Consider the following 25,133-nt stretch of genomic DNA (forward strand, 5'->3'; position numbering starts at 1 on the left):
GAAAAATTCCTATGCGGCGCGATAACCGGTCAGCGGCGGGGGCTCGGAAATGAATCCGACGCGCTGGAAGCCCGCCTGCTGCATGGTGATGATGGCCGCACCGATGCATTTGTACTGGGTATTCACGTCGCCGCGGATGTGCGCCTCGGGCATATTGTCTTCGTTGATGTTCTGAACCCCGCCGACCTTCTTGATCTGGTCCTCGAGCTTCTTGACGGCGCGGTCCAGCAGGTCCTTTTGAGTAACCCTGGTCACGCCCCAATACACCTCGCACACGCCACCAGGCCCGTTGCGGACCGTGAGCGACACATTGTCCGGCTTGGTCATCGTCGGCTCGTACCGGACATTCGGCAATTTGATCGGGACTGCCTGTTTGATTACCTGAGTGGTGATCAGGAACACGATCAGAAGCACCAGCATCACGTCGGTCAACGGAACGACGTTGATGTCCGACAGGGCTTCGTCGTCGTCGCCCTGGATTACTTGTCCTGCCATAAGGCGGCTCTTTCCTTTAGTTCAGTCGAACGAAGGTCCGGTCGCGGGACCGGACCCCCCTCGTCATTACTTGGCGGTCGTCGGGGTCGCTTGCGCGCCCGTCGTGCGCCCGGTGCGCAGGGGGTCGCTGCCCGGCTGCGTCGGGGCGGTGCCCGTCCTCGTCTGCGCGGTGGACCGCACTCCGGAGCTCGGGCCCGTCTGCGGCTTCACCGCGCCGGCCGACATGAGGTATCCGTGCAGGTCGTTGGTGAAGGCCGCGAGGTCCTCCATGATCGACTTGTTGCGGCGGATCAGCCAGTTGTAGGCGAGCACGGCCGGAACCGCGACGACGAGGCCGAGCGCGGTCATGATCAGCGCTTCACCGACCGGGCCGGCTACGGCGTCGATCGACGCCTGACCCGAAGCACCAATCCTGATCAATGCGCGATAGATGCCGACGACGGTCCCGAACAGACCGATGAACGGAGCGGTCGAGCCGACGGTCGCGAGGAAGGCGAGGCCTTCGCCAAGCCGCGCGCCGATGGCGCCCTGGCTGCGCGCCAGGCTGTTGGCCATCCAGTCGTGCTGATCGATCGGGTCGGTCAGCTTGCCGTGCTGATCCTGGGCAACCAGCGCATCGTCGACGATCGCGCGGTAAGCGCTCTTGGCGTCGAGCTTGCCCGCCGCCTCGCGAAGATTGGGCGAGTTCCAGAAGCTGGAGCGGACCTTGCGACCCTGGCTGATGATCTTCTGCTGCTGCATCAGCTTGGTGAACAGGATGTAGAACGTTCCGAGCGACATGATCACCAGGATCGTGAACACCGAAATTGCGATCACACCACCCTGCTGGAGAGCGGGAACGAGGCCGTATGGATTTGATCCTGCGGCGGCGGGTGCTGCTTGCATACTGTGCTTTCCTTCTAAAACCTTGGTCGAAAACTAGTCCGTCAGCCTTCAAGCCGCCAAGTGATCGGCGGTGTCGTTATCGTGTCGGTCGTCGCGTTGCCATTGCTGTCGCGTGCGGGCGTGAACTTGGCCCGCCGGCGAAGAATGTTGCAGGTTGCGGAGTCGAGCGCACTATTGCCGCTCGAACGGATGATATCGCAGCCGACGACGCGGCCATCGGACCCGATAGTGATTTGAGCTTGCGACGTGCCCTCGGCACCCGAGGCCTGCGCCGAGGCAGGATAGTCGTCGGCTCCAAACAGCGTACGCAAATCACCCTTCGCGCTCTGCGCCGACTGCACTTTGCGCGGCGGTGGCGGCGGCGACATCGGCGCCGGCGGCGGAGCGACCGGCGGAATTACCGGCGTCGTGACCGTTTGGATCGGCGGCGGCGGCGCCTCCATCCGCACCAGCGGCGGCGGGGTGATCGGCGGCGGCGGCACCTTGGGCATGTCCTTCGGCGGCGGCGGTGGTGCCTCCGGGGGTGGCGGCTGCTCCTCGACGTCGAAGGTCTTGAGGTCTTGAATGCTCTTCTTGACCACGTCGTACGCCAGTCCTGTGACAATTGCGTACAACAAACCGCCCACGACCACGGCGGTGAAGAAGGCCCCCATGGTCCGGTTGCCGCTAAGCTCTCTACGTTGGGCGTAAGCCATTAAGCCGCAATTCTCCTCGACACACCGTGGAATTCTCCACGGTCAACTCGGGCCCTCGGACGCTCGCCCGCCACATGTTCGTTCCGCCAATGTATCATTGTGGCATCGGCAGGCGCGCCTCCCTTATCTCCGCGTCAAAGGCCGTGCAACGGATTTTGTTCCACTGCCGGAAGGCCTCGAACCACGGGCTGCTGAAGCCGGGTTCAACCCTCCGGCCAAAGCCCTGCGAACGAAGCCACTTCCACGCCCACGGCCTCGGCATCCGGATAGATGTCCGGCTTCGACAACCGCACCCTTAACGCTCGTACGCCGTGGAAAGCCGCAACCCGCGCAAAAATCGCGTGGGCGAGCGTCTCCTGAAGGTTGTAGCGCCGCGCCCCGGCCAATTCCGCCACCTCGGTGCGCAGGAAATCGTAGTCCCACGCCCGTTCCGGGTGATCCTCGGCCGGCGCCGCGAGGTCCATCAGCCAGACCTCGACGCTGACTCGTAGCCGCTGCGGCGCCCCAATCTCGAACTCGTGGAAGCCAATGTCCGCCTGAACGTCGAGGCCCTCCAGCAGGATGCGTGCCGACCTCACGGCAAGATGCGGCGGAACGAGCCCGCTGAGCTTTGGCTCGGTCGCGCTCATTGCCGGCCGAGGAATTGCACGTCCCGCTGCAGCGCCATGAAGCGCTGGCCGGAATCGATGGTGATGACCTGCCCCGTGACTGCGGTCGCGCCAACGAGGTAGCGAAGCGCCGCAACGACATCGGCGCGGTCGACCCCGCGTCCCAGCGGGTTGTTGCTGTGCATGGCCGCGAAATTCTCCTCGCTTTGGCCGCTTGAGCGCAACATCAGCGCCGGCGCGATCCCATTGACCCGGATCGAGCGCGGCGCAAGCGCGCGCGCCGCGAGCTCGGTCAACTTGGCGAGTGCCTGTTTCGACAGGGTATAGCTGAGATAGTCCGGATTGGGAGCCGCGAGCTTGGCATCGAGCAGGTTGATGACGAGCGCATCGCTGCCGTCGTGGATCGCAGCCAGCTGCTCGATCAGCAGCGCCGGAGCGCGGACATTGACGGCCATGTGCGCATCGAACTCGGCCGAGCTGAACTCGCCGAAGCCGTCCCACGCGAAACGCGCGGCATTGTTGATGAGTAGCCGCACTGGCGGCAGGCCCTCTACGGCCGCGAAGATGCGCTCGGCGCAATCCTGGTCGGCAAGGTCCGCGACGACCTTCGTCGCGCCGTCGGTGACGGCGTCCTGCTCATGGTGGACATGGGCCAGTACCGTCCAGCCGTCCGCAACCAGCGCCTCGGCGATCGCGGCGCCAACGCGTTTGCCTGCCCCGGTAACGATCGCGGTTCTCTCACCCGACATTCCCGCGCTCCTGCCTTGAGTGGCGCAGCGAAGCAATCCAAGGAGGATCGCGATGCCCGAGAGCCGCCCCCCAATCGAGCTTCAGGGACTGAGCTTTGCCGATCTGCAAAAGCTGATCGACGACCGCCGCCTGCCCCCGGTCGAGCAATGGAATCCCGAGCCGTGCGGGCATTCCGGTATGCGCATCGCCCGCGACGGCACCTGGTACCACGAGGGAGCCCCAATCCATCGTGCGGCCATGGTGCGCCTGTTCTCGACCGTCCTTCGGCGCGAGCCTGACGGCCGCCACGTGCTCGTCACGCCGGCGCAGAAGCTCGACATCGATGTCGAATCCACCGCCTTCCGCGCGGTCGAAATGACGCTCGAAGGCGAAGGGCGCGACCAGCGCATCGCGTTCCGGCTCGACAGCGGCGACGCCGTAATTCTCGGCCGCGACCATCCGCTGAACGTCGTCGACACGCCCGCCGGCCCCTCTCCGCGCCTGCTCGTCAGACACGGGCTCGAGGCCGAACTCACGCGCGCCGTTTATTACGAGCTTGCCGAGCTGGCGCTCGCTGGCGGCGGCGTCCTGCCCGGGGTGTGGAGCGACGGCCAGTTCTTCCCGTTGGAGCGGCAGTGACGCTCGCTGAACGCCTCCGCGGCGCCCTCGCAGCATCCCCGCGCGATCCGCCGCTCGAAGGTGATCTGCCCGAGCAGCGCGCGGAGGCGGAGATTGATGCGGCGGTCCTCGTCGCGATTACCGACCGGCCCAAACCCGGCATCATCCTGACCGTTCGGCGCGAGCATCTACGCACCCACGCCGGCCAGGTCGCATTCCCCGGCGGCCGCATCGATCCTGGCGAGGATGCCGTGGCAGCCGCGCTTCGCGAGGCACATGAGGAAATCCTCCTCGACGCCGAAGCGGCCGAAGTCATCGGCGTCATTGAGCCTTACTGGACGGTCACGGGCTATGTCGTGACACCTGTGCTTGCGGTCGTGCCGCCCGACCTCGCGCTCGAGCCGCACGAGCATGAGGTCGCGGACTTGTTCGAGGCGCCGCTCGACTTCCTTCTCGACCCCGCCAATCAGCGGCGCGCAAGCGCCCTGTTCGGCGGCCGGACACGCCACTATTACGAGATTATCTGGGATGATCGCAGGATCTGGGGAGCGACCGCGGCCATGCTCGTAAATCTATCGCGCAGGCTGCAGTGGCGCTGAAGCTCGACGCAGCCAAATGGCGCAAGAAGCGCGGCATGAAACGGCTGCTGGCGGCGCTCGGCGCCGACGAGGGGCTAACCCGCTATGTCGGCGGCGCCGTCCGCGACGACCTGCTCGGCCTCCCGATCAGCGACATTGACCTTGCGACACGGATCGCGCCCGACGACGTGATCGTGCGGCTCGAGAATGCCAGGATCAAGGCGGTGCCGACGGGGATCGACCACGGCACTGTCACAGCGGTCAGCGACGGCCAGCCGGTCGAGATCACCACCTTGCGGCGAGACGTGTCGACCGACGGACGCCGAGCGACGGTCGCATTCACCGATGATTGGCAGGAAGATGCCGCGCGCCGCGACTTCACCATCAACGCCCTTTCGGCCGACCCCCGCAGTGGCGAGCTGTTCGACTATTTCGGCGGTCTCGCCGATCTTGAGCAACGCCACATCCGCTTCATTGGCGATCCGCTCCAACGGATTGCCGAGGACCATTTACGCATCCTCCGGTTCTTCCGCTTCCACGCCCGTTTCGGCCGCGGCGCGCCCGATGCAGCGGCGCTGGACGCCTGCACCGCCCGCGCCAACGACCTCATGGCGCTATCGCGCGAGCGGATCGCCGATGAGCTGCTCAAGCTGCTCGCTCTGCCTGATCCGGCGGGAACGGTCGGAATCATGCTGAGCCGCGGGATCCTTCGGCCGGTGTTGCCGGAAATCGAACCGACATCGCTACCGGCGCTCAAGGCATTGATCGCAGCCGAACGGAGTGCCGACATCCAAGGCGATCCGGTGCGCCGCTTGGCCGCCCTCCTCCCGCGCGACCCGCCGCTGGTGGAGGGCGTGGCAGGCCGGCTCCGGCTGTCCAACAAGGCGAAGAAGCGGCTGGCCTGCACCGCCGGCGAGATCGGCGCGTCGCCGCCGCACGCGCTTGCCTATCGGGTCGGCATCGAATGCGCGGTTGACCGGCTGCTGTTGGCCGACCGTCCGACCGATGCAGCCGCCATCCGCCACTGGCACACCCCACGCCTTCCCATCGGCGGAGGCACGCTCGTCAAGCGCGGCTTGCCGGAGGGGCCTGTCGTCGCCCGGACGTTGCGAGGAATCGAGGACCGCTGGGTGGAGGCGGGCTTTCCGTCGGGTGAGGAGTTCGAGCGCATCGTCGCGGCGGCGCTCGGCGCCGCCCGCTAGCGCGTTATGCGCCGATCAGCTTCCGAGCACCGCCGGCCGCGGAAGCGTGAGATCGATTTCCGCGTCGGCGCTAGCGCCGTCCAGCCGAGCCACCTGCACCGACTGCCGCGGCGCGAGTTCCTCATAGCGCGCGAACAAATCGGAAAAATGCTCATCCATGGTTCGGACCAGGCGTGAACGCACGGCCGCCGCCCGCTGCAGCTCCGGCCCGCGGCGGATGAAGCGGGCGATCGCCCGCTCGAGTGAGACTTCGCTCGCTGCCCGATAAACGGTGCCGGCGCCGCCAACGAGCTGGTCGACGGCGGCGCCACGGTCGGGAACGATCAGCGGCGTGCCGCTGGCGCGCGCTTCGGCCGCGACCATGCAGAATGTTTCCGCCTCGCAGCCATGGACCAGCGCATCGGCACTTGCCAGCAGCCGCGCGAGCTCGTCGCGGTCGGTGATCTGTGGAAGGACCATCGCGGTGCGGGTCCGGTCAGCGAGCAGTTCGAGCTTGGCGCGCTTCGGGCCGTCGCCGACGAGCACCATTCCGACGGGATGACGGTGAGCGGCCCCGCCAAGGGCTCTCAACACCATGTCCCAGCGCTTCTCGGGCGAAAACCGGCCGATTCCGACGAGCAGGGTCGCGCTCGCGTCGAGACCCAAGGCGCACAGAACCTGCTCACGCATCGCGTGCGAGCGAAGCGCAGGCGTGAACAGCCCGCCCTCGACCCCCATGCGGATCGTCTCAACATGATCAACCCCGCCGTCGGTAAGCCGCTGGGCGAGCTGCGCATTGGCGCAAACCACGGTGTCGAACATCCGGCCAAGACCGCGCAGGTGGCGCCAGAACCAGCCGAACCAGCTGTCGATCGTCGACGTCGGCACGAAACCGCCGAGCCAGCGATAGGCATAAGCCGCAAGCGGGTCGGCATGCATCACCAGCGAACGGCTGGCGCCTCCCTGCCAGCGGCCGACCATGGCCGCACTCGACCAGGGCGAGGAGGCCTCGACATGGTCGGGCTGCCACGCGTCGAGCGCGGCGTGAATCGCCGCTTCATCGTCGAAATATCGGTAGCGCCGGTCGACCGGCAACAGCGGCGACGGGATCGTCACCAGCACCGCTCCGGGCCCGCGCTTGATGACCTCGTGGCGCTCGCCGGGCACGATCACGATCATCTCGTGGCCGAAGCGCGCGGCGGCGCGCAGCTTGCCCTCGACATAAGTGCGGACGCCGCCGCCGGTGGGGGTGTAAAACGCGGAGACGTCAGCAATACGCATCGGCACGCTAGAGAGTGTCCTTGCTACTGAACTTCAAGTGAAGCTTTGTTAATGGGCTGGCGTCTGCGGCCCCGCTAGCACAGATAGCACTCTATGTCGTCAACCCCGCACCGGCTGCTGCTGGCTTCGATCCACGACGTTTCGCCACGCTTCGAAAGCGAGGTCGACCGCCTGCTCGACCTCCTCGCGCCGCATGTGGGTTCGCGGCTTGCGATGCTGGTGGTCCCCAATCACTGGGGCGACGCGCCGATCGTCCCGGGCTCGCAGTTCGCCGCGCGATTACGTTCCTGGGCCGATCAGGGCATCGAGATCCTGCTCCACGGGTTCACCCATCGCGACGAGGCGCAGCATTCGGGAGCGGCAAACCGCGTCCGCGCCCGTTTCATGACGGCCAGCGAGGGCGAGTTCCTCGGCTTGTCGCGCGGCGAAGCGGCCGCGCGCATCGCCAACGGCCGTGCATTGATCGAAAGCGTGACAGGGCGCCCGGTCGACGGCTTCGTCGCTCCCGCCTGGCTCTACGGCAGCGGAGCGCGCGAAGCCCTCGCGCAAGCCGGGATCCCGCTCGCCGAAGACCATTTGCGGGTCTGGGCGCCGGCCACCGGCGCGCAGCTTGCCTGGGGTCCGGTGATCACTTGGGCGAGCCGCACCCGCCTCCGCCTCGCCTCTTCACTTGCCGCGGCAGCGGCACTTCGCCACGCGCCGCTCGAGGTGCTTCGGATCGGCGTGCATCCCCCGGATGTGCGCCATCCGGCGCTTGTCAGGAGCATTGGCGAGACCTTCAGGATCGCGACGCGCAAGCGGCGCCCTAGCCGCTACGGCGATCTGCTCAACTAGCGCTTGCGCGACTTCCAATATTTGAGCGCGGCCTTGGCCTCGAGCGGCCTGGCGAAATAGAAGCCCTGGCCCGACGCGCAGCCCAACGTCGCCAGCGTCGTCGCCAGCTCGACCGTTTCGATGCCTTCAGCCGTGGTCGACATGCCGAGCGCTTCGGCCAGGCTGAGGACCGCGCGGACGATCGCGACCGCGTCAGGGTCGACCATCATCCCGGAGACGAAACTCTTGTCGATTTTCAGTACGTCGATCGGCAGGCGCTGGAGATAGGCGAGGCTCGAATAGCCGGTACCGAAGTCGTCCATCGCCACCGTGGTGTCGAGCGCCTTCAACGCGTCGAACACCCGCGTCGCACGGGCCGGGTTCTGGACAATCGAGCTTTCGGTAAGCTCCAGCGTCAGGCGGTCACCCGTTAGCCCGGTGGACCTAAGCGTGCTCTCGACCATGCCGGGAATGTCGTCCCGCGCGACCTGGATTGCGGACAGGTTGACCGCGACGTGAAGGGGCAACTTCTCGCCCATCTGGCGGTCCCAATCGGCAAGCGTTCGCGCCGCTTTGTCCATCGCCCAGCGCCCAAGTTGAAGGATCAGCCCGGATTCCTCAGCGACCGGAATGAACTCGGTCGGGCTGATTTCGCCACGGTCCTCGTGACTCCAGCGTGCCAGCGCCTCAAAGCCCGCGACCTGGCCCGATTTCAAATTGATCAGCGGCTGGTAGAACAGGTCGAGTTGATCCTTGTCGAGCGCGCGGCGAAGCTCGGTTTCAATGGAGAAGCGGCGCCGCGCCTCGGTGGCCTGCTTGGGTTCATAGACCTGCGGCCGGCCCGCGGTCTTGGCTTGCTTGACCGCGAACTGCGCGTTGCGGAACAATTCCTCGGCATCCTGGCCGGCATTCATCAGCGCGACTCCGATCGCGCATTCGACCTTGATCTCGAGCTCCGATAGCTTGAACGGCGCGGTCATCACCTGCTGGATACGTTCCGCGGCCTTGAGCGCATCGGCGACCCCGCGGCGCAGCGACACCAGGACGCCGAATTCGTTCCCACCTGTGCGCGCCAGCACGTCACCGGCGCGGAGCGCGAGGATCAAGCGCCGCGCGAAGGTGATCAGCAACTCGTCTCCAGCGAGGCCGCCCATCGATTCGTTGATGCGCGAGAAGCGCAGCATGTCGACAACCAGCACCGCATGCTCGAGATCGCGGGCGACCGTGGCGCCAGCCGTTTCGATCGCCTCGGTGAACGCAAGGCGGTTGGGCAGGCCGGTCAGGCTGTCGCGCAGCATCTCGGCACGGAGCGTCCGCTCAGCCTGCACCTCGACGGTGCGGTCGACGACGCTCAACAGGCACCGCTGCGTTCCATCCTTTTTCGACAGGGGCGCGAGCTTCAGCCGGAAAAACTGGGACGAGACGCCTTCGCCCTGCTTGAGGTCGAGCTCACCATTAAGGTCGCTCCCGTCAAGGAAGACCTGAACGAGCTCGGCGATCGGCCCGCTCTTGAGGCAATCGGCCTGGTTCCAGTCGGCTGCGGTGCAGGACGACCGCTCGACCGCCTGGATGAACCGTTCGTTGTGGGCCGTGACGTGCAGGACGCCGTCGGTTCGTTCGATGATCGCGGCTGCAATGGGCAGCGCGTGAAGCAAGCCAAGGTCGTCCACCGCCGCAAGGTGTGGAGTCACATTCAATCTGTCCGTCCGTCGGAACCGTTGAGCTCCGGCCGAACGGGTCGCTGCAGCCTGCATTCCGGCTTCTATGGGCGGAAGGGGTTAATTCCGAGTATCTTTTTCCCTCTAGCCAGCATCTTAACACCGGTTAGGGAGCGGCCGCCCTGCGGCATGCTCAGGCGAAGCGATTATCACGCGGGAAGCCGATCGGCGGCATGCGGCCGGCGGCCCCGCGCGCCGCGCGCCACGGCGACAGGTCTGCCTCGGTCCGCACGCGCCCCCTCTCGCCGCCGAGCGGCCAACTTAGCCCTTCGGCCAGCGGGAACGCGACGGCGTCCGATAATCCGCCGTCACGATACCGTTGCAACGTCACGCCCTGGCCACGGGCGAGCTCCGGTAGCTCGGCGAGCGGGAACACCACCATTTTACGATTATCGCCAACCACCGCGACGGCATCGGCGTTCGCGGGCACTGGGCGCACCACTTTGACTCGCGCACCGGGGCGTATGTTGACGAGCTGCTTGCCTTTGCGCGTTTCCGCCAGCGTCGCATCGCTGCCGGTGACGAACCCCTTGCCGTCGGACGAGGCGATCAGGAGCTTTGTCTCCGGCCGCACGACCAGCAGCTGGACGATGTCGACGTCGGCGTCGAGGTCGATGAACAGGCGGACCGGCTCACCAAAGCCGCGGGCGCTTGGCAGCTTGTCGCCCGCAAGCGTGTACGCCCGCCCGTTCGACGCGAAAAGCGCGAGCCGATCCGTCGTCTGCGCATGGAAATGGAGGAACGGTCCGTCGCCCTCGCGCCACTTGAGCTCGCCAACCTGATCGAGCGCGAGATGGCCTTTCATCGCGCGGATCCAGCCGCGCTGCGACAGGATGACGGTGATCGGTTCCTTCTCGATCATCGCCGACCAGTCGATCTCGCGCGCGGCGCTCGCCTCCTCGACACGCGTGCGCCGCGCATCGCCGAACTTTTCCTTGAGCTGCCCAAGGTCCTTTTGCAGCCGCTGCCATTGCTTGCGGGGGCTGGCGACGAGGCGCTCGAGCTGCTCCTGCTCCTTGGCCAGCGCCGCGCGCTCACGCCCGATTTCCATTTCCTCGAGCTTGCGCAGCGAGCGCAGCCGCATATTCAGGATCGCCTCCGCCTGGCGGTCGGAAAGCGAGAACTCGGCCATGAGGATCGGCTTCGGCTCATCCTGCGTGCGGATGATCTCGATCACGCGATCGAGATTGAGGAAAGCGACGAGGAAGCCGTCGAGCAGCTCAAGCCGGTCGACGATCTTGCCCACCCGCGTGCGCGAACGATTCTCGAGGACCTCGCGTTGGAAATCGAGCCAGGCGAGCAATGTCTCCTTGAGGCTCATCACCCCCGGCGTTCGCGTCGCGTCGAGGACATTTAGGTTGAGCGGGAACCGGATTTCGAGATCGGTCAGCCGATAGAGGCTCTCGAGCAGCAGCTCAGCGTCGACCGTCCGAGCGCGGGGCTCGAGGATGAGGCGCACCTGCTCGTCGCTTTCATCGCGGACGTCGGCAAGGATCGGAAGCTTCTTCTCGGCGATCAGCTCGGCGATCTGCTCGATCAGCTTGGCCTTCGGCACACCGTAGGGAATCTCGCTGACCAGCAGGTGCCAACCGCCGCCCTTTTCGCGCTCAACTGAGACCGAGGCACGAAGGCGAAAGGAGCCGCGCCCGCTGACGTAGGCGCGGGCGATCGTGTCGGGATCGTCGACCAGCACGCCGCCGGTCGGGAAATCGGGGCCCCTGACCCACTCCATCAGCGCCCGGTCGTCGAGCTTCGGGTCGTCGATCAGATGGACCGCGGCATCGATCAGCTCGGCGACATTATGTGGGGGGATGGACGTCGCCATTCCGACCGCGATGCCGCTCGCGCCATTGGCCAGCAGGTTGGGGAACAGACCGGGGAAGACTTCGGGCTCTTCCTCTTCGCCGTTGTAGGTCGGCTTAAAGTCGACCGTGCCCTCGTCGAGCCCGGCCATCAGCTGCATCGCGACCGGCGTCAGCCGCGCTTCGGTGTAGCGATAGGCGGCGGCATTATCGCCGTCGATGTTACCGAAATTCCCCTGGCCGTCGACAAGCGGATAGCGGAGCGCGAAATCCTGCGCGAGGCGGACCATCGCGTCGTACACCGACTGATCCCCATGCGGGTGATATTTGCCGATGACGTCGCCGACCACCCGCGCCGATTTCTTGTAGGCGCCGGCGGGATCGAGCCGCAGCAGCCGCATCGCCCACAGCAAACGACGATGGACCGGCTTCAGCCCGTCGCGAACGTCGGGCAGCGAGCGGGCGGTGATCGTCGACAGCGCATAGACAAGATAGCGCTCGGACAGTGCGGCATCGAATGGGGTCTCGATTACGGAAGCGATATCAGGGTCGGCCATTCCCCCTCGCTAGCAAGCGCCTCCGCGCTCTTCCAGCCGTTCAGGACTTCGGAGTCGTCGATTTCCCGGATTGGGAGTCGCTGCAGACGGCCGCCGCTTCGTGGTCAGCGGATTTCTTGTGCGCGGTCGCGTCGTCGCAGCTGTTCCCGCCTCCGTCACTGTCGACGCTGACCTCCTCCCACGACGAGGAATCTGCACCGCTTGTCACGCCGGTATCGATTTCGAAATCCGCGTCCGAGGCGCTGAGCTGCGAGAAGTCGAACAGGTCTACGTTCGGTTTTTCGCGATCGGGCGCGCTGACGATATCGAGATGCGGCGGCTTCGGCGGCGGCGGCGGCGGTGGCGGTGGCACGTGCGGCGGCGGCGGCGGTGGTGGCACGTGCGGCGGCGGAGGTGGCGGTGGCACCTGCGGCGGAGGTGGCGGTGGCGGTGGCGGTGGCGGAGGTGGCGGCGGCGGCGGTGGCGGAGGCGGAGGCGGAGGCGGTGGCGGCGGCGGCGGCGGCGGTGGCGGCGGAGGCGGCGGCGGTGGTGGCGGTGGCGGCGGCGGCGGCGGCGGCGGGACAGCGTTGCCCTGCTGGCCGCCGTTGCCATTATTGCCGTTGCACGGATTGCCGTTGCCCTTCGCGCAGGGATCGCCCGGCGGTGGCGGCGGTGGCGGGGGCGGAGTTACCTCAGGCGGCGGCGGGGGCGGAGGTGGAGGCGGTGGGTTCGCATTGCCCTGATTGCCGCCGTTGCCGTTATTGCCATTGCACGGATTGCCGTTGCCCTTGGCGCACGGGTCGCCTGGCGGCGGCGGCGGCGGCGGAGACGGAGGCGGCGTAGCTTCCGGCGGTGGAGGCGGCGGCGGCGGCCGGTTGGCGTTGCCCTGGCCGCCGCCATTGCCGTTGTTGCCGTCGCACGGGTTGCCGTTGCCCTTCGAGCAGGGATCACCCGGCGGAGCCTTACCGTTGCTGTGGTCGGAGCCGATCGCACCGTTGCCGCGGCCCGAACCCTGTGTGGAAGCGGCCAAAACGATCGTGCCGCTTTCCACGCGCGCAGTGTCGGCTGGCGGTGCCAGGTTCCCGGCAAAGATGATTAAGGCCGCTTGTGCGGTGGCTGTCCCCGCCGACGCCAACTGGGCAGCGGTGGCGCTGGCGACGACGTCGAAGGTGCCCTGGTTGACAACCACTTCCGCGACCGGGGTCGGTGCAGCGGACGCATTGCTTGCACCAGTGCCGGCTGTCGCGGAAGGAGCGCCCTGGCCCTGCGAACCAGCCCCGCCCTGAGAATTCCCGCCATGATCTGCGCTGGGCGAAGACCCGCCGCCATTCGCGCCCGACCCTTCCGGTGCAGCGCCGTTCGATGGAGGTGATCCAGCTGGCGTGCCAGGTGTCCCTTGAGGTGCACCAGTATTGGACGGCGGCCCGCCCGCATTGGATGAGCCGCTGCCCGATGGTGGACCTGCATCGGGCGGCGGACCCGCGTTTGGCGAGGGTCCTGTGTTCGGCGGCGGACCGGCGTTCGGTGAAGGTCCTGCGTTCGGTGATGGACCAGCGTTGGGTGGCGGGCCAGCGTTGGGTGGCGGGCCAGCGTTCGGGGGCGGGCCCCCATTGGGTTGAGGTCCGGCGTTCGATGGCACGCCCGCATTGGGCGGAGGCCCCGCGTTGGGCACCGGGACTGCGCTGGGCGCCGGCCCCGCATTGGGCGGCGGCCCCGCATTGGGCGGAGGACCAGCGTTCGGCGGTGGACCCGCATTTGGCGGTGGACCAGCGTTGGGTGGTGGACCAGCGTTGGGTGGTGGACCAGCGTTGGGCGGTGTACCCGCGTTGGGTGGTGCGCCCGCATTTGGCGGTGGACCCGCATTTGGCGGTGGACCGGCCCAAGTGGGCGGATCCGCCCGCGCAGCCGTCATGCTGAGACCTGCACCGACTACCAAAGCCGCAATCGCACAGGCGCACAGCAACGTCGCCCGCCCCCCGACGCGCGTCCCCGCTCCGGCATTCGGCGCCAAACGAACCACAGCGCTCCTTCCGCCCCTATAGGAGACGCGACTCGGCCAAAATCGTCGGCTAGACGACGCAGCGGAAGCCAGATTTGGTTAATTATGCAAGCTTTTTTGTTAACCACATCTCTTGAACGGGTGTTTAACAATCGTCCGACCGAGTTCACGCGAGATGCGGCTCGCGGGCAGGGGTGCGAGGCTAGTTTGCCACTGCCGTCGGTTGTGTTTCCAACGAAATACGCCCTTGGCTCGCCCAGCCGCCATCCTGTTCGGCCAGTGCCTTGGCCATTTCGGCGATCAGCCATTCGCGAAAGCGCTTGACCTTCGGAACCGTCCGTCGCTCCTTTGGATAGACCAGCCAATAAGCCCAGGCCCGCGCCGAAATCCGGTCGGGAAACGGCATGCACAGCCGGCCCGCGGCAATGTCGCCCTTCCACAGCAACGGTGTCAGTGGCGCAAAGCCCTGCCCCGCCATCGCCGCATGGCCTTCGTTCGCCTGGTTCTCAAGACGGATGCCCGGGCGGCGAAGCACGGCTTCGTCGGCGGGGACGCCATTGTCGGAGAACCACTGCTGCCACCATTCGTCCGCCGGATTGATGAGGTTCTCGCCCGGGAGGTCGTGCGGCTCGAGCTTGCGGCCGATCTTGCGCTCGACCTCAGCGAGGTATTCCGGGCTGGTCATCGGGGTGAACGCGGATTCGAACAGCCGATGCTCGTCCATTCCCTCCCAGCCGCCGCCGCCGGCGCGAACGGCCACATCCGCATCCCCGCCGCGCAGATCGCACATTTCGTTGCTGGTCGTCATTCGAACGGCAAGATCGGGATGGTCCATCTGAAAGGCGCCGAGCCGCCAGGCCAGCCAGGTGTTGGCGAACGTATGGGTCGTGGTGATCGTCAGCAGCGATTCGTCTTCCTCGCGGTGGCTCGCGAACGCGGCTTCGATGGCGTCGAAGGCGCCCGACAAAGCGGGCAGCAACCGTGCTCCGAGAGGCGTCAGCCGGGCGCGCCCTTTCTCGCGCACGAACAGCGGGGCCCCGAGCCGCTCCTCGAGGCTCTTCACCTGATAGGAGACCGCGGCCTGGGTCATGCCAAGCTCGGCCGCGGCCGCGGTGAAATTCTCCGTCCGAGCGGCCGCCTCGAACGCCCTGATCGCCGCCAGTGGAGGAAGCCTTCTCATCACATCAGTTGATAAGTCCAATTTATGACCTGTGTCGAGTGTTTGATTGGCGAAACGAACGCTCGAATCCTACATGGTATTCAAGTCGCCGGCGGGGACAAACCCTCCCCTCACAGCCCGCCCCGCCGGCGGCCACCGATACCGATAGGAGACTTGCCATGACTTATGGCCTCAGCACCCGTGCGTTCATCGAAGACGGCCCTGTCGAGCAGGTCGCCAAAGTGGAAGCGGCCTACTCCACCGCGCGCTCGTGGCGCGCGCTGAGCGAAGCTTGCCGCCTGGCCGTCGTCGAGCAGGCCGTTCGCGCCGCCAACGACCGTATCGACAGCTATCCGATCGCGCTCTGACGAGCACAGGAAAGAGAAGGAATGGTCACCATGGTCGATGAGATTTTCGATCGCCACTATCAAGCCGGCCGAATCGAGATGAATGCAGCCATTCTCGAAATCGCCGGCCGCTTCGGCAAGGCGTTTGGGAACGCCTTCGAAGTGCTCAACCGGATCGAGTATTCGGCACCGTGGGCGGCGAAGCCCAAGCGCGCCCGTCTCCATTGATCCCGCAAAGAGGAGGGCGGACTAGCACGCACCGCCCTCCTCGCTTATAGCGCGCGCTCCTTCGAAATTTCCTTGGAGTGACGCGAACCGTGGCTCGCCGCCGCCAGATTTATGAGGGCAAGGCCAAGATCCTCTACGAGGGTCCCGAGCCGGGCACGCTCATCCAATATTTCAAGGACGATGCGACCGCCTTCAATGCGCAGAAGCGCGGCACGATCAGCGGCAAGGGCGTCATCAACAACCGCATCTCCGAGCATATCTTCACCTCGCTCGCCGCGATCGGAGTGCCGACGCACTTCATTCGCCGCGTGAACATGCGCGAGCAGCTGATCCGCCAAGTCGAAATCATCCCGATCGAGGTGGTGGTCCGGAACGTCGCCGCCGGTTCGCTGTCCAAGCGCCTCGGGATCGAGGAGGGCACGCAGCTGCCGCGCACGATCATCGAATATTATTACAAGGACGACGCGCTCGGCGACCCGATGATCGCCGACGAGCATATCGCCTGCTTCGGCTGGGCGACCCAGGACGAGATGAACGATATCGCCGACATGGCGATCCGGGTGAACGACTTCCTGTCCGGCATGTTCGCGGCGATCGGCATCCGCCTGATCGACTTCAAGCTCGAGTTCGGGCGAGTGTGGGAAGGCGATTATGTGCGCGTGATCCTGGCCGATGAGATCAGCCCGGACGGCTGCCGCCTGTGGGACATCAAGACCAACGAGAAGCTCGACAAGGATCGCTTCCGCCAGGACCTCGGCGGCGTCGAGGAAGCTTATCAGGAAGTCGCGCGCAGGCTCGGCCTGCTCCAGCCCGAAGAGGAATCCGCGGTCCTCGACCTCGACAGCCACCGCAAGAAGCGGGGCAAGTAGTCACACCGGCGTCATTGCGAGCGTAGCGACGCAATCCAGCTACGCGGACTGGATTGCTTCGTCGCTTCGCTCCTCGCAATGACGGACGGGAATGATCATTCGCCGCGCCCGTGTCGTCACCCTCAATGCCGCGCTGGGGCCGCTCGATTACCGGGTGCCCGAGGGCATGAACGTCGAGCCAGGCTCGATCGTGGTCGCGCCGCTCGGCCCGCGCCAGCTGCTTGGGGTCGCCTGGGAGCCCGAGCGGCTGCCGGCCACTGAGGTGCCCGATAGCCGGCTGCGTCCGCTGGCCGGCGTGGTCGACGTTCCGGCGCTCGCGGCGCCGCTTCGCCGGCTGTGCGAGTGGACCGCGGATTATTATCTCGCCCCGCTGGCCTCGGTCCTGCGGATGGTGTTGCCCTCGTCGGCCGCGCTCGATGGCCCCCGCCAGCTCATTGAATATCGCCCGACCGGCCTCGCTCCCGCGCGCCTGACGCCGCGACGCGAGAAAGCGCTGGCTGTGCTGGAAGGCCGCCAGGGCACGATCCGCGAGCTCGCCCATCATGCCGGCGTCAGCGACGCGGTGCTTCGCGGCCTGGTCAATGCCGGCGCTCTCGAAGCCATCGCCGTCGATGCCGACCGCCCGCTCCCCCGCCCGCGCCCGGACTTCGCGCCGCCGGAGCTCAATGACGATCAACGCGAAGCCTCGGCCAGCCTGGCCGCATCGGTTGGTAAGGGCTTCGACCCGGTACTGCTCGACGGCGTGACCGGTTCGGGCAAGACCGAGGTCTATTTCGAAGCGATCGCCGAATGCCTCCGCCAGGGCAAGCAGGCGCTCGTCCTCCTCCCCGAGATCGCGCTCACCGAGCCCTTCCTCAAGCGGTTCGATGCGCGCTTCGGCTGCGCACCCGTCGCCTGGCATTCGGACCTCCGTTCGTCGCAGCGACGGCGCGCCTGGCGCGGGATCGCGAGCGGCGAAGCGGCCGTCACGGTCGGTGCCCGCTCGGCCCTCTTCCTGCCCTATCCAAACCTCGGCCTGATCGTCGTCGACGAGGCCCACGAGCCGAGCTTCAAGCAGGAAGACGGCGTCCAGTATCACGCCCGCGACACGGCGGTGATGCGCGCGAGGTTCGAGGGCATTCCGGTGATTCTGTCGACCGCCACGCCGCCAATCGAGAGCCGCCACATGGTCGAGCTTGGGCGCTACCGCGAAGTCAGCCTGCCGCAGCGCTTCGCCGGCGCATCGCTGCCCGACATTAGCGCGATCGACCTCACGCAGGATCCGCCGCCGCGCGGGCGGTGGCTGGCGCCGTCGCTTGTCACCGAGATCGAGACCAATCTCGAGCGGGGCGACCAATCGCTCCTGTTCCTCAACCGCCGCGGCTTCGCGCCGCTCACCCTGTGCCGCCACTGCGGCCATCGTTTCCAGTGCCCCAACTGCACCGCCTGGATGGTCGAGCACCGGCTGATGCATCGCCTCGCCTGTCACCATTGCGGCCATGTCATGCCGCCGCCCAAGGCCTGTCCCGAATGCGGCGAGGAGGACAGCCTGGTCGCCTGCGGCCCCGGCGTCGAGCGGATTGCCGACGAAGTCGCCGAGCTGTTCCCGGAAGCCCGCACCGCGATCGTCACGTCCGATACCATTTGGTCGCCGCTGCGCGCGGCCGAGTTCGTCGGTGCGATGGAAGCCGGCGCGATCGACGTGGTGATCGGCACCCAGCTCGTCACCAAGGGCTATCACTTCCCCAACCTCACCTTGGTGGGCGTCGTCGACGCCGATCTCGGCCTTGCCGGCGGTGACCTCCGCGCGGCCGAGCGCAGCTTCCAGCAGATCCAGCAGGTTGCCGGCCGCGCTGGGCGTGCCGACAAGCCGGGCCGCGTCTTCGTCCAGACCCATGACCCGGACGCGCCGGTCATCGCGGCGCTTGTGAAGGGCGATGCGCCTGGCTTCTACGCCGCCGAGACCGAGGCCAGGCGCGAGGCCGCAATGCCGCCGTTCGGGCGCCTCGCCGCGATCGTCGTATCGGCGGAGGACGCTTCCGAAGCCGACGCTGTCGCCCGGCGCATTGGCCATGCCGCCCCCGATGTCGAAGGCATGGCTGTGTTCGGCCCCGCCCCAGCGCCGCTGGCGATGCTTCGCGGCCGATACCGGCAACGCTTGCTCGTCCACGCACGGCGCAACCTCGACGTCCAGGACGTGATCCGCGACTGGCTCGCCGCAGTCGAATGGAGCGCCAAGGTCCGCGTCAGCGTCGACGTCGATCCCTATTCGTTCGTTTAATGGAAAGGCTCACCTAATCAGCAGCTTGCACGCAGTTGCGATCATGCTACTCGTGGCAAGCTCGGGATTGGGGGAACTATGCGTCGTCGATCTGGAGCATCGCTCGCGATCCTTTTGAGCGCCACCGCCATGCCGGCCCACGCCGCATGGTATGAGGCGAAATCGAAGCATTTCGCCATTTATGCGGACGAAAGCCCAAAGTCGTTGCAGGCGTTCGCCACCAAGCTTGAGAAGTTCGACAAGGCCGTGCGCATTCTGCGCGCAATGGACGACCCGCCAATCGGCGACGGCGGCCGCGTCAATGTCTACGTCCTGCCGTCAACCGACGCCGTGTCGCATCTTGCCGTCGGTAAGGATAGCTCGATCGCCGGCTTTTATCTCCCGCGCGCTTCGGGGTCCGTCGCCTTTGTTCCCAAGCAGACCGACGGCCACCAGGAATGGGACATAAGTGCCGACACCGTCTTCTTCCACGAATATTCGCATCACCTTCAGCTTCAGAATACCGATGCCGCGCTACCGCCGTGGTTGGTTGAAGGTTTTGCGGAATTCTACAGCACAGCCGAGTTCGAACGGGACGGCTCGGTCCGGCTGGGCAATCCCGCCAACCACCGCATCGTCGGCCTCTACCTGCTCGCCAAGCCGTCGATGGACATGCTGCTCGGGCCAGGAACCAACAAGGCAACGGAGGACCAACTCGAAGCCTTCTACGGTTGGGCGTGGGTGCTCACCCACTATTTGACCTTTGCCGATGAACGGAAGGGTCAACTCGCCCGCTATATCGCGTTGATCCGCAGCGGCGATGATTTGATGAAGGCAGCGACCGTGGCATTCGGCGACTTGAAGAGGCTTGATCGCGACTCCGATCACTATCTGCACGTCAATCGGTTCAGGTATCTCCAGGTGAACGCACCGGAGCTGAATAGAATTTCGGTCGTAGTGCGACCGCTGCGTCCAGGCGAAGCGGCAGGGATGCCCGCACGGATTCATTCGACGCGCGGGGTGGATAAGACGGAGGCTGCGGGGGTCGCCGCGCAGACCCGCGCAGTTGCGGCGTCTTATCCGGACGATCCATTCGTTCAGCGCGAGCTCGCGGAAGCAGAGTTCGATGAGCAAAATTATGCCGCTTCGAGAAAGGCTGCGCTGCGCGCTCTGGCACTCGATCCGAAGCTCGAGAAAGCACTGATCTACAAAGGACGCGCGGAGATGGAATTGTCCGCGTCCGATCCAAAGGCGGACTGGAGTGCGATCCGCGACAATTTCCTCAAAGCAAACCTGCTCGACACTGAGGACGCCGAGCCCCTGATGCGTTATTATGAAAGTTTCGGCGCATCGGGCGAGCGGCCGACCGCGAATGCCGTCGAAGGTCTTCGATACGCCTTGGTTCTTGCGCCGCAGGACAAATCGCTGCGGCTGATGGCGGTCGCCGAAATGATCAACGCCGGCCGGATAGCCGAAGCTCAGGAAACTCTCGGGCCGCTCGCGTACGACCCCCATTCGAGCGGCGGTCGAGAACGGGCGCGCAAGGTCATGGACGCGCTGAAGGCCAAGGACCAAAAAGCAGCCTTGGCTGCGTTGAGCCAGGCTGCCGCAGCCCCCGGCAACAATGATTAGCCGGGCCGATTACGGCGCCAATAGGGTGGCACCAGCTTCCCGCGGCGAGCGGCAAGCGCAATCATGGCCGCGCCGAGCGGAATCGACAGCACAACGCCGATCATCGAAGCTTCCAGGCCGAACGCGCCGCCCGAAAGAAGCACCGGCCCGGAGAGTTTGGCTTGAACCAGCCCGTGCATGTCATGGCCGGAAACCGGCACATCGAAGACGAATCCTTGCGTAAAGTTCCACGCTGCGTGCAGGCCCATGGGCAGCCACAGGTTTCGTGCCAGCATGTAGGCGCCGCCGAGCAGCATCCCGGCCTCGACCATGATCGCGAGTGAGGACGTCCAGGTCGCATTGGCGTTGAAGATGTGCGCCAGCCCAAACAACGCCGAGGTAACAACCAGCGCCGCCCAGCTCCCGCCGAACTCTTCGATCCAGCGGAACAGGATCCCGCGAAACAGCAGCTCTTCCATGAAGGCGGCAAGGACCGTCATTCCGATCAGATCCTTGATCAGCTCGCGCGTGTCGCCGCGACCCACGATATCGTAAACGCCGAACAGCGCCGCGATTCCGACCACGGCGCAGAAAAGCAAAAAACCGATCAGCAGCCCGATCGTGAGCCCTCGCGGCGCCGCTTCAATGGGCAAATCGTCACGAGGCCGTTGGCCGAGGCGGACGATCACAAGTTTGTAGACGGCGAGTACCAGTGCAACGGCCATCAGCCCCTTGATCGCGGCCGCGGCGTTGGGGGCCATGGGCGGGAGGAGCTTGCCAAGTAAGCCGGCTGCGCCGTTCGCGAGAATGAAAAGCGCCACCGCGATGACCATCGCGATCAGCGGAAAATCGACGATCCGCCGCCAAAGCGGCCGCTCGTCGCTAGTGAAGGCTTGAACGTCGGTCATACCCGCCCTTTCTCCCCACAGTTGAGGGCAGACCGGGTGGATCGGCAAGTCTCAATCGAGCAGCGGCAGCTCCGGAGCGTCTTGGCGACTCCCTTCGATCGACAGCAATTTGCGCTTGCGGTCGAGACCACCGGCATAGCCGCCGAGCGTGCCATCCGAGCGGATCACCCGGTGGCACGGGATCAGTACCGCGACATGGTTGTCGCCGTTCGCCGTCCCGACCGCACGAACCGCCTTGGGCTGGCCGATCGCCGCGGCAATGTCGGCATAGCTGCGCGTCTCGCCCGCCGGGATTTTCCGCAATTCCCGCCACACGGCTTCCTGGAACGCCGTCCCTGCCACGTCGATCGGCAGGTCGCGGGCGGCGAGCGGCCGCTGGATCGCCTCGAGCGCGCCTTCGACCAGTTCACGAAGCCCGCCGCCGTCTTCGACGATCGTGGCCCTGGGGAACAGGCGGCGGAGCGATTCGACATTGTCGTCGAACGTCAGGCGGCAGATGCCCTTGCTCGTCGCGGCGATCAGCATCTGTCCGAGCGGACTGTCGAAATGGGTCCAGCGAATGGTCTCGCCGCGCCCGCCGTCGCGCCACGCGGAAGGGGTCATTCCAAGCCTCTCCTTCGCATCGCTGTAGAAGCTGCTCGGCCCCGAATATCCGGCTTCATAGACCGCATCGGTGACCCGGCCATTGGCCTTGAGCGCCGCCTCGGTGCGTCGATTGCGCAGCCCGCGCGCATATTCCGCCGGCGACACGCCGAGCTCGCGTTTGAAGATGCGCTGGAAGTGATGGGGCGCATAACCGACGGCATTTCCCAATTGATCGAGGGTCGGCTGCTCCTCGGCCCGCTCGATCAGCTTAACCGCGGCGGCCACGGCCTCGCGGTCGCGGCCGACCTCGTCAGGCTTGCAGCGCATGCAGGCGCGGTAGCCCGCGGCCCGCGCTTCCTCGCTGCGCGCGAAGAACTCGACATTTTCGCGCTTCGGGCGCCGCGCCGGGCAGCTCGGCTTGCAGTAGATTCCGGTCGTCTTGACCGCGCCGATGATGCGGCCGTCCCAGCTTCGGTCGCGGCGCTCGAACGCCGCCCAGGCGGTCTCCGGATCCAGGCGCAAGACATTGCTCACGTTGCTCGATCTAGCCGCGTCGGCGGTGGGTGCAAGGCTGGCCATGGTCAGTTCCTTTCGATCTTCGCGGCAAAGCATCCGCGTGTCGCGTTATGAGCGTGGATGGTCTCGACCTCGGGATTCTCGAACAGTGTACGGATCCCCGCGTCCGCCTCACCCGGCTGGGTCAAGATCGCCTCGGTCATCATCCCGTCTTTGTCGAAGCCGCGCAACGACAGGACGCGGGGGCCGAATACGGGCGGCACCTCGTCGACATATTCCGTTGCCGCGTCCGCGCCCTCCGTCACGAAGATCGCATGGCTTGCGCGGTAAGGATTGGCGACATCATGACTGAGATGGTTGAGCAGCAGCACGCGCTCCCCGATGTCCCGATCGGTCAGGCTCACGCGGCACGGGAAGCTGGGTTTTTGGGTGACCGTCATGCGGACGATTCCCTGTTTCGCCAGCTCCTCGTCGGACAGTCCGTAGAGGTGCCTGTAAGGCGCGGCGTCAATGCCTTTGATTCGATAAGTCATGGGCGGCTTGTATGGCGTGGGGCACCGCCCCGCTTCCGCTGGCTTGCGGTCAAACGTCGAATGTTCCGGCCGGTTTGCAGCCCGGCGCTGGCCTTGATCCGCCCGTTGCTCAATCGAAGGGCGGACAGGAGGCTCAGATGATCCTTGCCCTGGTTCTGGCCGTGGCCAGTCCTGCGTCGGCCGATCGGCTGCTCGCCGACATGCAGCGTGTCGAGGCGGGCCGCAACGCGGCCATCAAAGCCGGAGACATGGCGGCGCTGAGGAAGCTCTACGCGCCTGGGTTCCACGGCATTGCGGCAAGCGGCGCTCGGGTCGACCGCGATACGCTGCTCGGGGTCTTCAAGCGCAACGCGGGCGGCGATTTCATCGCCGACAGCACCATCCTCTCGGCGCGGCGCGTCAACGGCGTGGTTTTTGCCGAGGGCCGTCTCAAGCTGACGACGGCCGACCGCACCCGCATCATCAGCGACAGCTTCTACTTGCACATCTACCGCCGCCGCGCCGGCCGCTGGGAGATGATCGAAGGCGCTTCGACCCCGATCGCTCAAGCTGGGCACTAGCCTCCTTGCATCGCCGCAAACCCCTTGCTAGTGGCGCGCCATCCCATGGGGGCGTGCGGGGCTAAGCCGCTGCTACGCCCCATTTTCGCATGGGGCACATTCCGTTACTGGAGCTTGCAAGCGCGTGGAGACATCCGGCGGCATTCGGGCCAGCTTAGCAGGGCGCTACGCGACCGCTTTGTTCGATCTTGCCCGCGACCAGCGGCAGATCGAATCCGTCGGCAAGGGCCTCGATGCGCTGAGCCAGGCGCTGCTCGATTCCAGGGATTTCGCCGAGCTCGTCTCGAGCCCGATCGTCTCCCGGGAAGCGGCCGCCAAGGCGTTCGCCGCCCTCGCGCCCCAGCTGAACCTCGACGCCATCACCGCCAACTTCCTCGGCGTTCTCGCGCGCAACGGTCGCAAAGGCGAATTGCGCAAGATCATCCGCGCCTTCGGCCGGCTCGCGGCTGAGCATCGCGGCGAAGCCACCGCCGAAGTGGTCACCTCCCGGCCCTTGAACGACGACCAGCTCGCGGCTCTGAAGCAACAGCTGCGCACCCGCGCCGGCCGCGACGTGACGATCGACGCGACGGTCGATCCTGACATCCTCGGCGGGATCGTCGTCAAGCTGGGCAGCCAGCAGATCGACGCCTCGATCCGCACCAAACTCAACCGACTCGCTTCGGCGATGAAAGGCTAAGCAAGACAATGGACATCCGCGCCGCTGAAATTTCCCGCGTCATCCGCGACCAGATCGCGAACTTCGACGCCGAAGCGCAGGTCTCCGAGGTCGGCACGGTCCTCTCGGTCGGCGACGGCATCGCCCGCATCTATGGCCTCGACAATGTCCAGGCTGGCGAGATGGTCGAGTTCGACAACGGCACCAAGGGCATGGCCCTCAACCTCGAAGCCGATAACGTCGGCGTCGTGATCTTCGGCTCGGACGCCGCGATTTCCGAGGGCTCGGGTGTCAAGCGCACCGGCACCATCGTCGACGTGCCGATCGGCAAGGCGCTGCTCGGCCGCGTCGTCGATGCGCTCGGCAATCCCATCGACGGCAAAGGACCGATCGAAACAACCGAACGGAGCCGTGTCGAGGTCAAGGCGCCGGGCATCATCCCGCGCAAGTCGGTGCACGAGCCGGTCCAGACTGGCTTGAAGGCGTTGGACGCCTTGGTCCCGATCGGCCGCGGCCAGCGCGAACTGATCATCGGCGACCGCCAGACCGGCAAGACCGCTGTCGCGCTCGACACCTTCATCAACCAAAAGGACATCAACAAGTCGGGCAAGGAGAGCGAGAAGCTCTACTGCATCTACGTCGCGATCGGCCAGAAGCGTTCGACCGTCGCGCAAATCGTCCGCGCGCTCGAAGAGAATGGCGCGATGGAATATACGATCGTCGTCGCCGCGACCGCGTCGGAGCCGGCGCCGCTGCAGTTCCTCGCGCCCTACACGGGCTGCGCGATGGGCGAATATTTCCGCGACAACGGCATGCACGCCGTGATCGTCTACGACGACCTTTCCAAGCAGGCCGTCGCGTACCGGCAGATGTCGCTGCTGCTGCGCCGCCCACCCGGCCGCGAAGCCTATCCCGGCGACGTCTTCTATCTCCACAGCCGCCTGCTCGAGCGCGCCGCCAAGATGAACGAGGACAATGGCGC

The 25,133-nt window shown here is 66.0% G+C and carries 25 protein-coding genes; 12 read left to right on the forward strand and 13 right to left on the reverse strand.

Going from position 1 to position 25,133, the window contains the following annotated elements; genetic code table 11:
- Nucleotides 1-9 precede the first annotated feature (9 nt).
- The 5 genes from ACJ8FR_RS13155 to ACJ8FR_RS13175 form a co-directional block, all read right to left on the reverse strand.
- Nucleotides 10-495 (reverse strand): ExbD/TolR family protein, encoded by a 486-nt coding sequence (locus ACJ8FR_RS13155; protein WP_407829087.1) that lies wholly within the window; start codon nt 493-495, stop codon nt 10-12.
- Between the two features lie 66 nt (nt 496-561).
- Nucleotides 562-1,380, reverse strand: coding sequence for a MotA/TolQ/ExbB proton channel family protein (locus tag ACJ8FR_RS13160; RefSeq protein ID WP_407829088.1), 819 nt, complete (start codon nt 1,378-1,380; stop codon nt 562-564).
- 41 nt (nt 1,381-1,421) lie between these two features.
- Nucleotides 1,422-2,075, reverse strand: a complete 654-nt coding sequence (locus ACJ8FR_RS13165) for an energy transducer TonB (RefSeq protein ID WP_407829089.1) — start codon at nt 2,073-2,075, stop codon at nt 1,422-1,424.
- A 203-nt stretch (nt 2,076-2,278) separates the two neighbouring features.
- A complete protein-coding gene (locus ACJ8FR_RS13170; protein WP_407829090.1) occupies nt 2,279-2,704 on the reverse strand; it encodes a dihydroneopterin aldolase in 426 nt (141 codons plus the stop codon).
- Complete coding sequence (locus tag ACJ8FR_RS13175; protein WP_407829091.1) at nt 2,701-3,432, reverse strand: SDR family oxidoreductase; 732 nt, start codon at nt 3,430-3,432, stop codon at nt 2,701-2,703. Before ACJ8FR_RS13175 ends, ACJ8FR_RS13170 begins: the two co-directional genes overlap by 4 nt.
- Nucleotides 3,433-3,484: 52 nt before the next feature.
- Between ACJ8FR_RS13175 and ACJ8FR_RS13180 the strand changes: the two genes are divergently transcribed.
- From ACJ8FR_RS13180 to ACJ8FR_RS13190, 3 genes are read left to right on the forward strand one after another with little or no spacing between them, the layout of a single operon-like run.
- A complete protein-coding gene (locus ACJ8FR_RS13180) occupies nt 3,485-4,051 on the forward strand; it encodes a DUF1285 domain-containing protein (RefSeq protein WP_407829092.1) in 567 nt (188 codons plus the stop codon).
- Entirely contained in the window at nt 4,048-4,629 is a 582-nt protein-coding gene (locus ACJ8FR_RS13185) for a CoA pyrophosphatase (protein WP_407829093.1), read from the forward strand. The genes ACJ8FR_RS13180 and ACJ8FR_RS13185 overlap by 4 nt, the downstream gene beginning before the upstream one ends.
- A complete protein-coding gene (locus tag ACJ8FR_RS13190) occupies nt 4,620-5,810 on the forward strand; it encodes a CCA tRNA nucleotidyltransferase (RefSeq protein WP_407829094.1) in 1,191 nt (396 codons plus the stop codon). Before ACJ8FR_RS13185 ends, ACJ8FR_RS13190 begins: the two co-directional genes overlap by 10 nt.
- A gap of 15 nt (nt 5,811-5,825) precedes the next feature.
- Here the strand turns inward: ACJ8FR_RS13190 and ACJ8FR_RS13195 are convergent, their stop codons facing one another.
- The gene (locus ACJ8FR_RS13195; protein WP_407829095.1) at nt 5,826-7,070 is read right to left on the reverse strand and encodes a glycosyltransferase; all 1,245 of its coding nucleotides are present in this window, start codon (nt 7,068-7,070) and stop codon (nt 5,826-5,828) included.
- Between the two features lie 93 nt (nt 7,071-7,163).
- On the opposite strand from ACJ8FR_RS13195, the gene ACJ8FR_RS13200 reads away from it, so the two are divergent.
- Nucleotides 7,164-7,904, forward strand: coding sequence for a DUF2334 domain-containing protein (locus ACJ8FR_RS13200; RefSeq protein WP_407829096.1), 741 nt, complete (start codon nt 7,164-7,166; stop codon nt 7,902-7,904).
- Here ACJ8FR_RS13200 and ACJ8FR_RS13205 read toward each other — a convergent pair.
- The 4 genes from ACJ8FR_RS13205 to ACJ8FR_RS13220 all read right to left on the reverse strand — a co-directional run bounded on the left by ACJ8FR_RS13205 (nt 7,901) and on the right by ACJ8FR_RS13220 (nt 15,118).
- Nucleotides 7,901-9,553 (reverse strand): putative bifunctional diguanylate cyclase/phosphodiesterase, encoded by a 1,653-nt coding sequence (locus ACJ8FR_RS13205; protein WP_407829097.1) that lies wholly within the window; start codon nt 9,551-9,553, stop codon nt 7,901-7,903. The two genes, ACJ8FR_RS13200 and ACJ8FR_RS13205, sit on opposite strands and share 4 nt — an antisense overlap.
- Before the next feature lie 181 nt (nt 9,554-9,734).
- Nucleotides 9,735-11,960: a DNA topoisomerase IV subunit A gene (gene parC / locus ACJ8FR_RS13210; RefSeq protein ID WP_407829098.1), complete on the reverse strand. Its 2,226-nt coding sequence runs from the start codon at nt 11,958-11,960 to the stop codon at nt 9,735-9,737.
- 40 nt (nt 11,961-12,000) lie between these two features.
- Nucleotides 12,001-13,128: a hypothetical protein gene (locus ACJ8FR_RS13215; RefSeq protein WP_407829099.1), complete on the reverse strand. Its 1,128-nt coding sequence runs from the start codon at nt 13,126-13,128 to the stop codon at nt 12,001-12,003.
- Nucleotides 13,129-14,140: 1,012 nt separating this feature from the next.
- The gene (locus tag ACJ8FR_RS13220; RefSeq protein WP_407829100.1) at nt 14,141-15,118 is read right to left on the reverse strand and encodes a LysR substrate-binding domain-containing protein; all 978 of its coding nucleotides are present in this window, start codon (nt 15,116-15,118) and stop codon (nt 14,141-14,143) included.
- Nucleotides 15,119-15,276: 158 nt separating this feature from the next.
- Between ACJ8FR_RS13220 and ACJ8FR_RS13225 the strand changes: the two genes are divergently transcribed.
- From ACJ8FR_RS13225 to ACJ8FR_RS13245, 5 genes are all read left to right on the forward strand, one after another.
- Nucleotides 15,277-15,465 carry a hypothetical protein gene (locus ACJ8FR_RS13225; RefSeq protein WP_407829101.1) on the forward strand — a complete coding sequence of 63 codons (189 nt, stop codon included), beginning with the start codon at nt 15,277-15,279 and terminating at the stop codon, nt 15,463-15,465.
- Nucleotides 15,466-15,495: 30 nt separating this feature from the next.
- The gene (locus ACJ8FR_RS13230; protein WP_407829102.1) at nt 15,496-15,672 is read left to right on the forward strand and encodes a hypothetical protein; all 177 of its coding nucleotides are present in this window, start codon (nt 15,496-15,498) and stop codon (nt 15,670-15,672) included.
- 89 nt (nt 15,673-15,761) lie between these two features.
- Complete coding sequence (gene purC, locus ACJ8FR_RS13235) at nt 15,762-16,541, forward strand: phosphoribosylaminoimidazolesuccinocarboxamide synthase (RefSeq protein ID WP_407829103.1); 780 nt, start codon at nt 15,762-15,764, stop codon at nt 16,539-16,541.
- Nucleotides 16,542-16,632: 91 nt separating this feature from the next.
- Nucleotides 16,633-18,801 carry a primosomal protein N' gene (locus tag ACJ8FR_RS13240; protein ID WP_407829104.1) on the forward strand — a complete coding sequence of 723 codons (2,169 nt, stop codon included), beginning with the start codon at nt 16,633-16,635 and terminating at the stop codon, nt 18,799-18,801.
- A gap of 78 nt (nt 18,802-18,879) precedes the next feature.
- Nucleotides 18,880-20,412, forward strand: coding sequence for a tetratricopeptide repeat protein (locus tag ACJ8FR_RS13245; protein WP_407829105.1), 1,533 nt, complete (start codon nt 18,880-18,882; stop codon nt 20,410-20,412).
- Here ACJ8FR_RS13245 and ACJ8FR_RS13250 read toward each other — a convergent pair.
- Genes ACJ8FR_RS13250 through ACJ8FR_RS13260 form a run of 3 tightly spaced genes read right to left on the reverse strand, consistent with a single transcriptional unit; the run spans nt 20,409 to nt 22,933 of the window.
- Nucleotides 20,409-21,347 (reverse strand): lysostaphin resistance A-like protein, encoded by a 939-nt coding sequence (locus ACJ8FR_RS13250; protein ID WP_407829106.1) that lies wholly within the window; start codon nt 21,345-21,347, stop codon nt 20,409-20,411. The genes ACJ8FR_RS13245 and ACJ8FR_RS13250 overlap by 4 nt on opposite strands.
- Nucleotides 21,348-21,350: 3 nt before the next feature.
- The gene (locus ACJ8FR_RS13255) at nt 21,351-22,463 is read right to left on the reverse strand and encodes a bifunctional transcriptional activator/DNA repair enzyme AdaA (RefSeq protein WP_407829107.1); all 1,113 of its coding nucleotides are present in this window, start codon (nt 22,461-22,463) and stop codon (nt 21,351-21,353) included.
- 2 nt (nt 22,464-22,465) lie between these two features.
- Complete coding sequence (locus ACJ8FR_RS13260; protein ID WP_407829108.1) at nt 22,466-22,933, reverse strand: DUF1203 domain-containing protein; 468 nt, start codon at nt 22,931-22,933, stop codon at nt 22,466-22,468.
- A gap of 137 nt (nt 22,934-23,070) precedes the next feature.
- Here ACJ8FR_RS13260 and ACJ8FR_RS13265 point away from each other — a divergent pair, with 137 nt between their 5' ends.
- From ACJ8FR_RS13265 to atpA, 3 genes are all read left to right on the forward strand, one after another.
- Entirely contained in the window at nt 23,071-23,493 is a 423-nt protein-coding gene (locus tag ACJ8FR_RS13265) for a nuclear transport factor 2 family protein (protein WP_407829109.1), read from the forward strand.
- A gap of 124 nt (nt 23,494-23,617) precedes the next feature.
- Complete coding sequence (locus ACJ8FR_RS13270) at nt 23,618-24,172, forward strand: F0F1 ATP synthase subunit delta (protein ID WP_407829110.1); 555 nt, start codon at nt 23,618-23,620, stop codon at nt 24,170-24,172.
- Nucleotides 24,173-24,180: 8 nt separating this feature from the next.
- Nucleotides 24,181-25,133 (forward strand): F0F1 ATP synthase subunit alpha (gene atpA, locus ACJ8FR_RS13275; protein WP_407829111.1); only part of this gene is annotated, 953 nt, incomplete at its 3' end.

Origin of the sequence: Sphingomonas sp., assembly GCF_045810705.1 — a bacterium.
Classification (GTDB): Bacteria; Pseudomonadota; Alphaproteobacteria; order Sphingomonadales; family Sphingomonadaceae; genus Sphingomicrobium.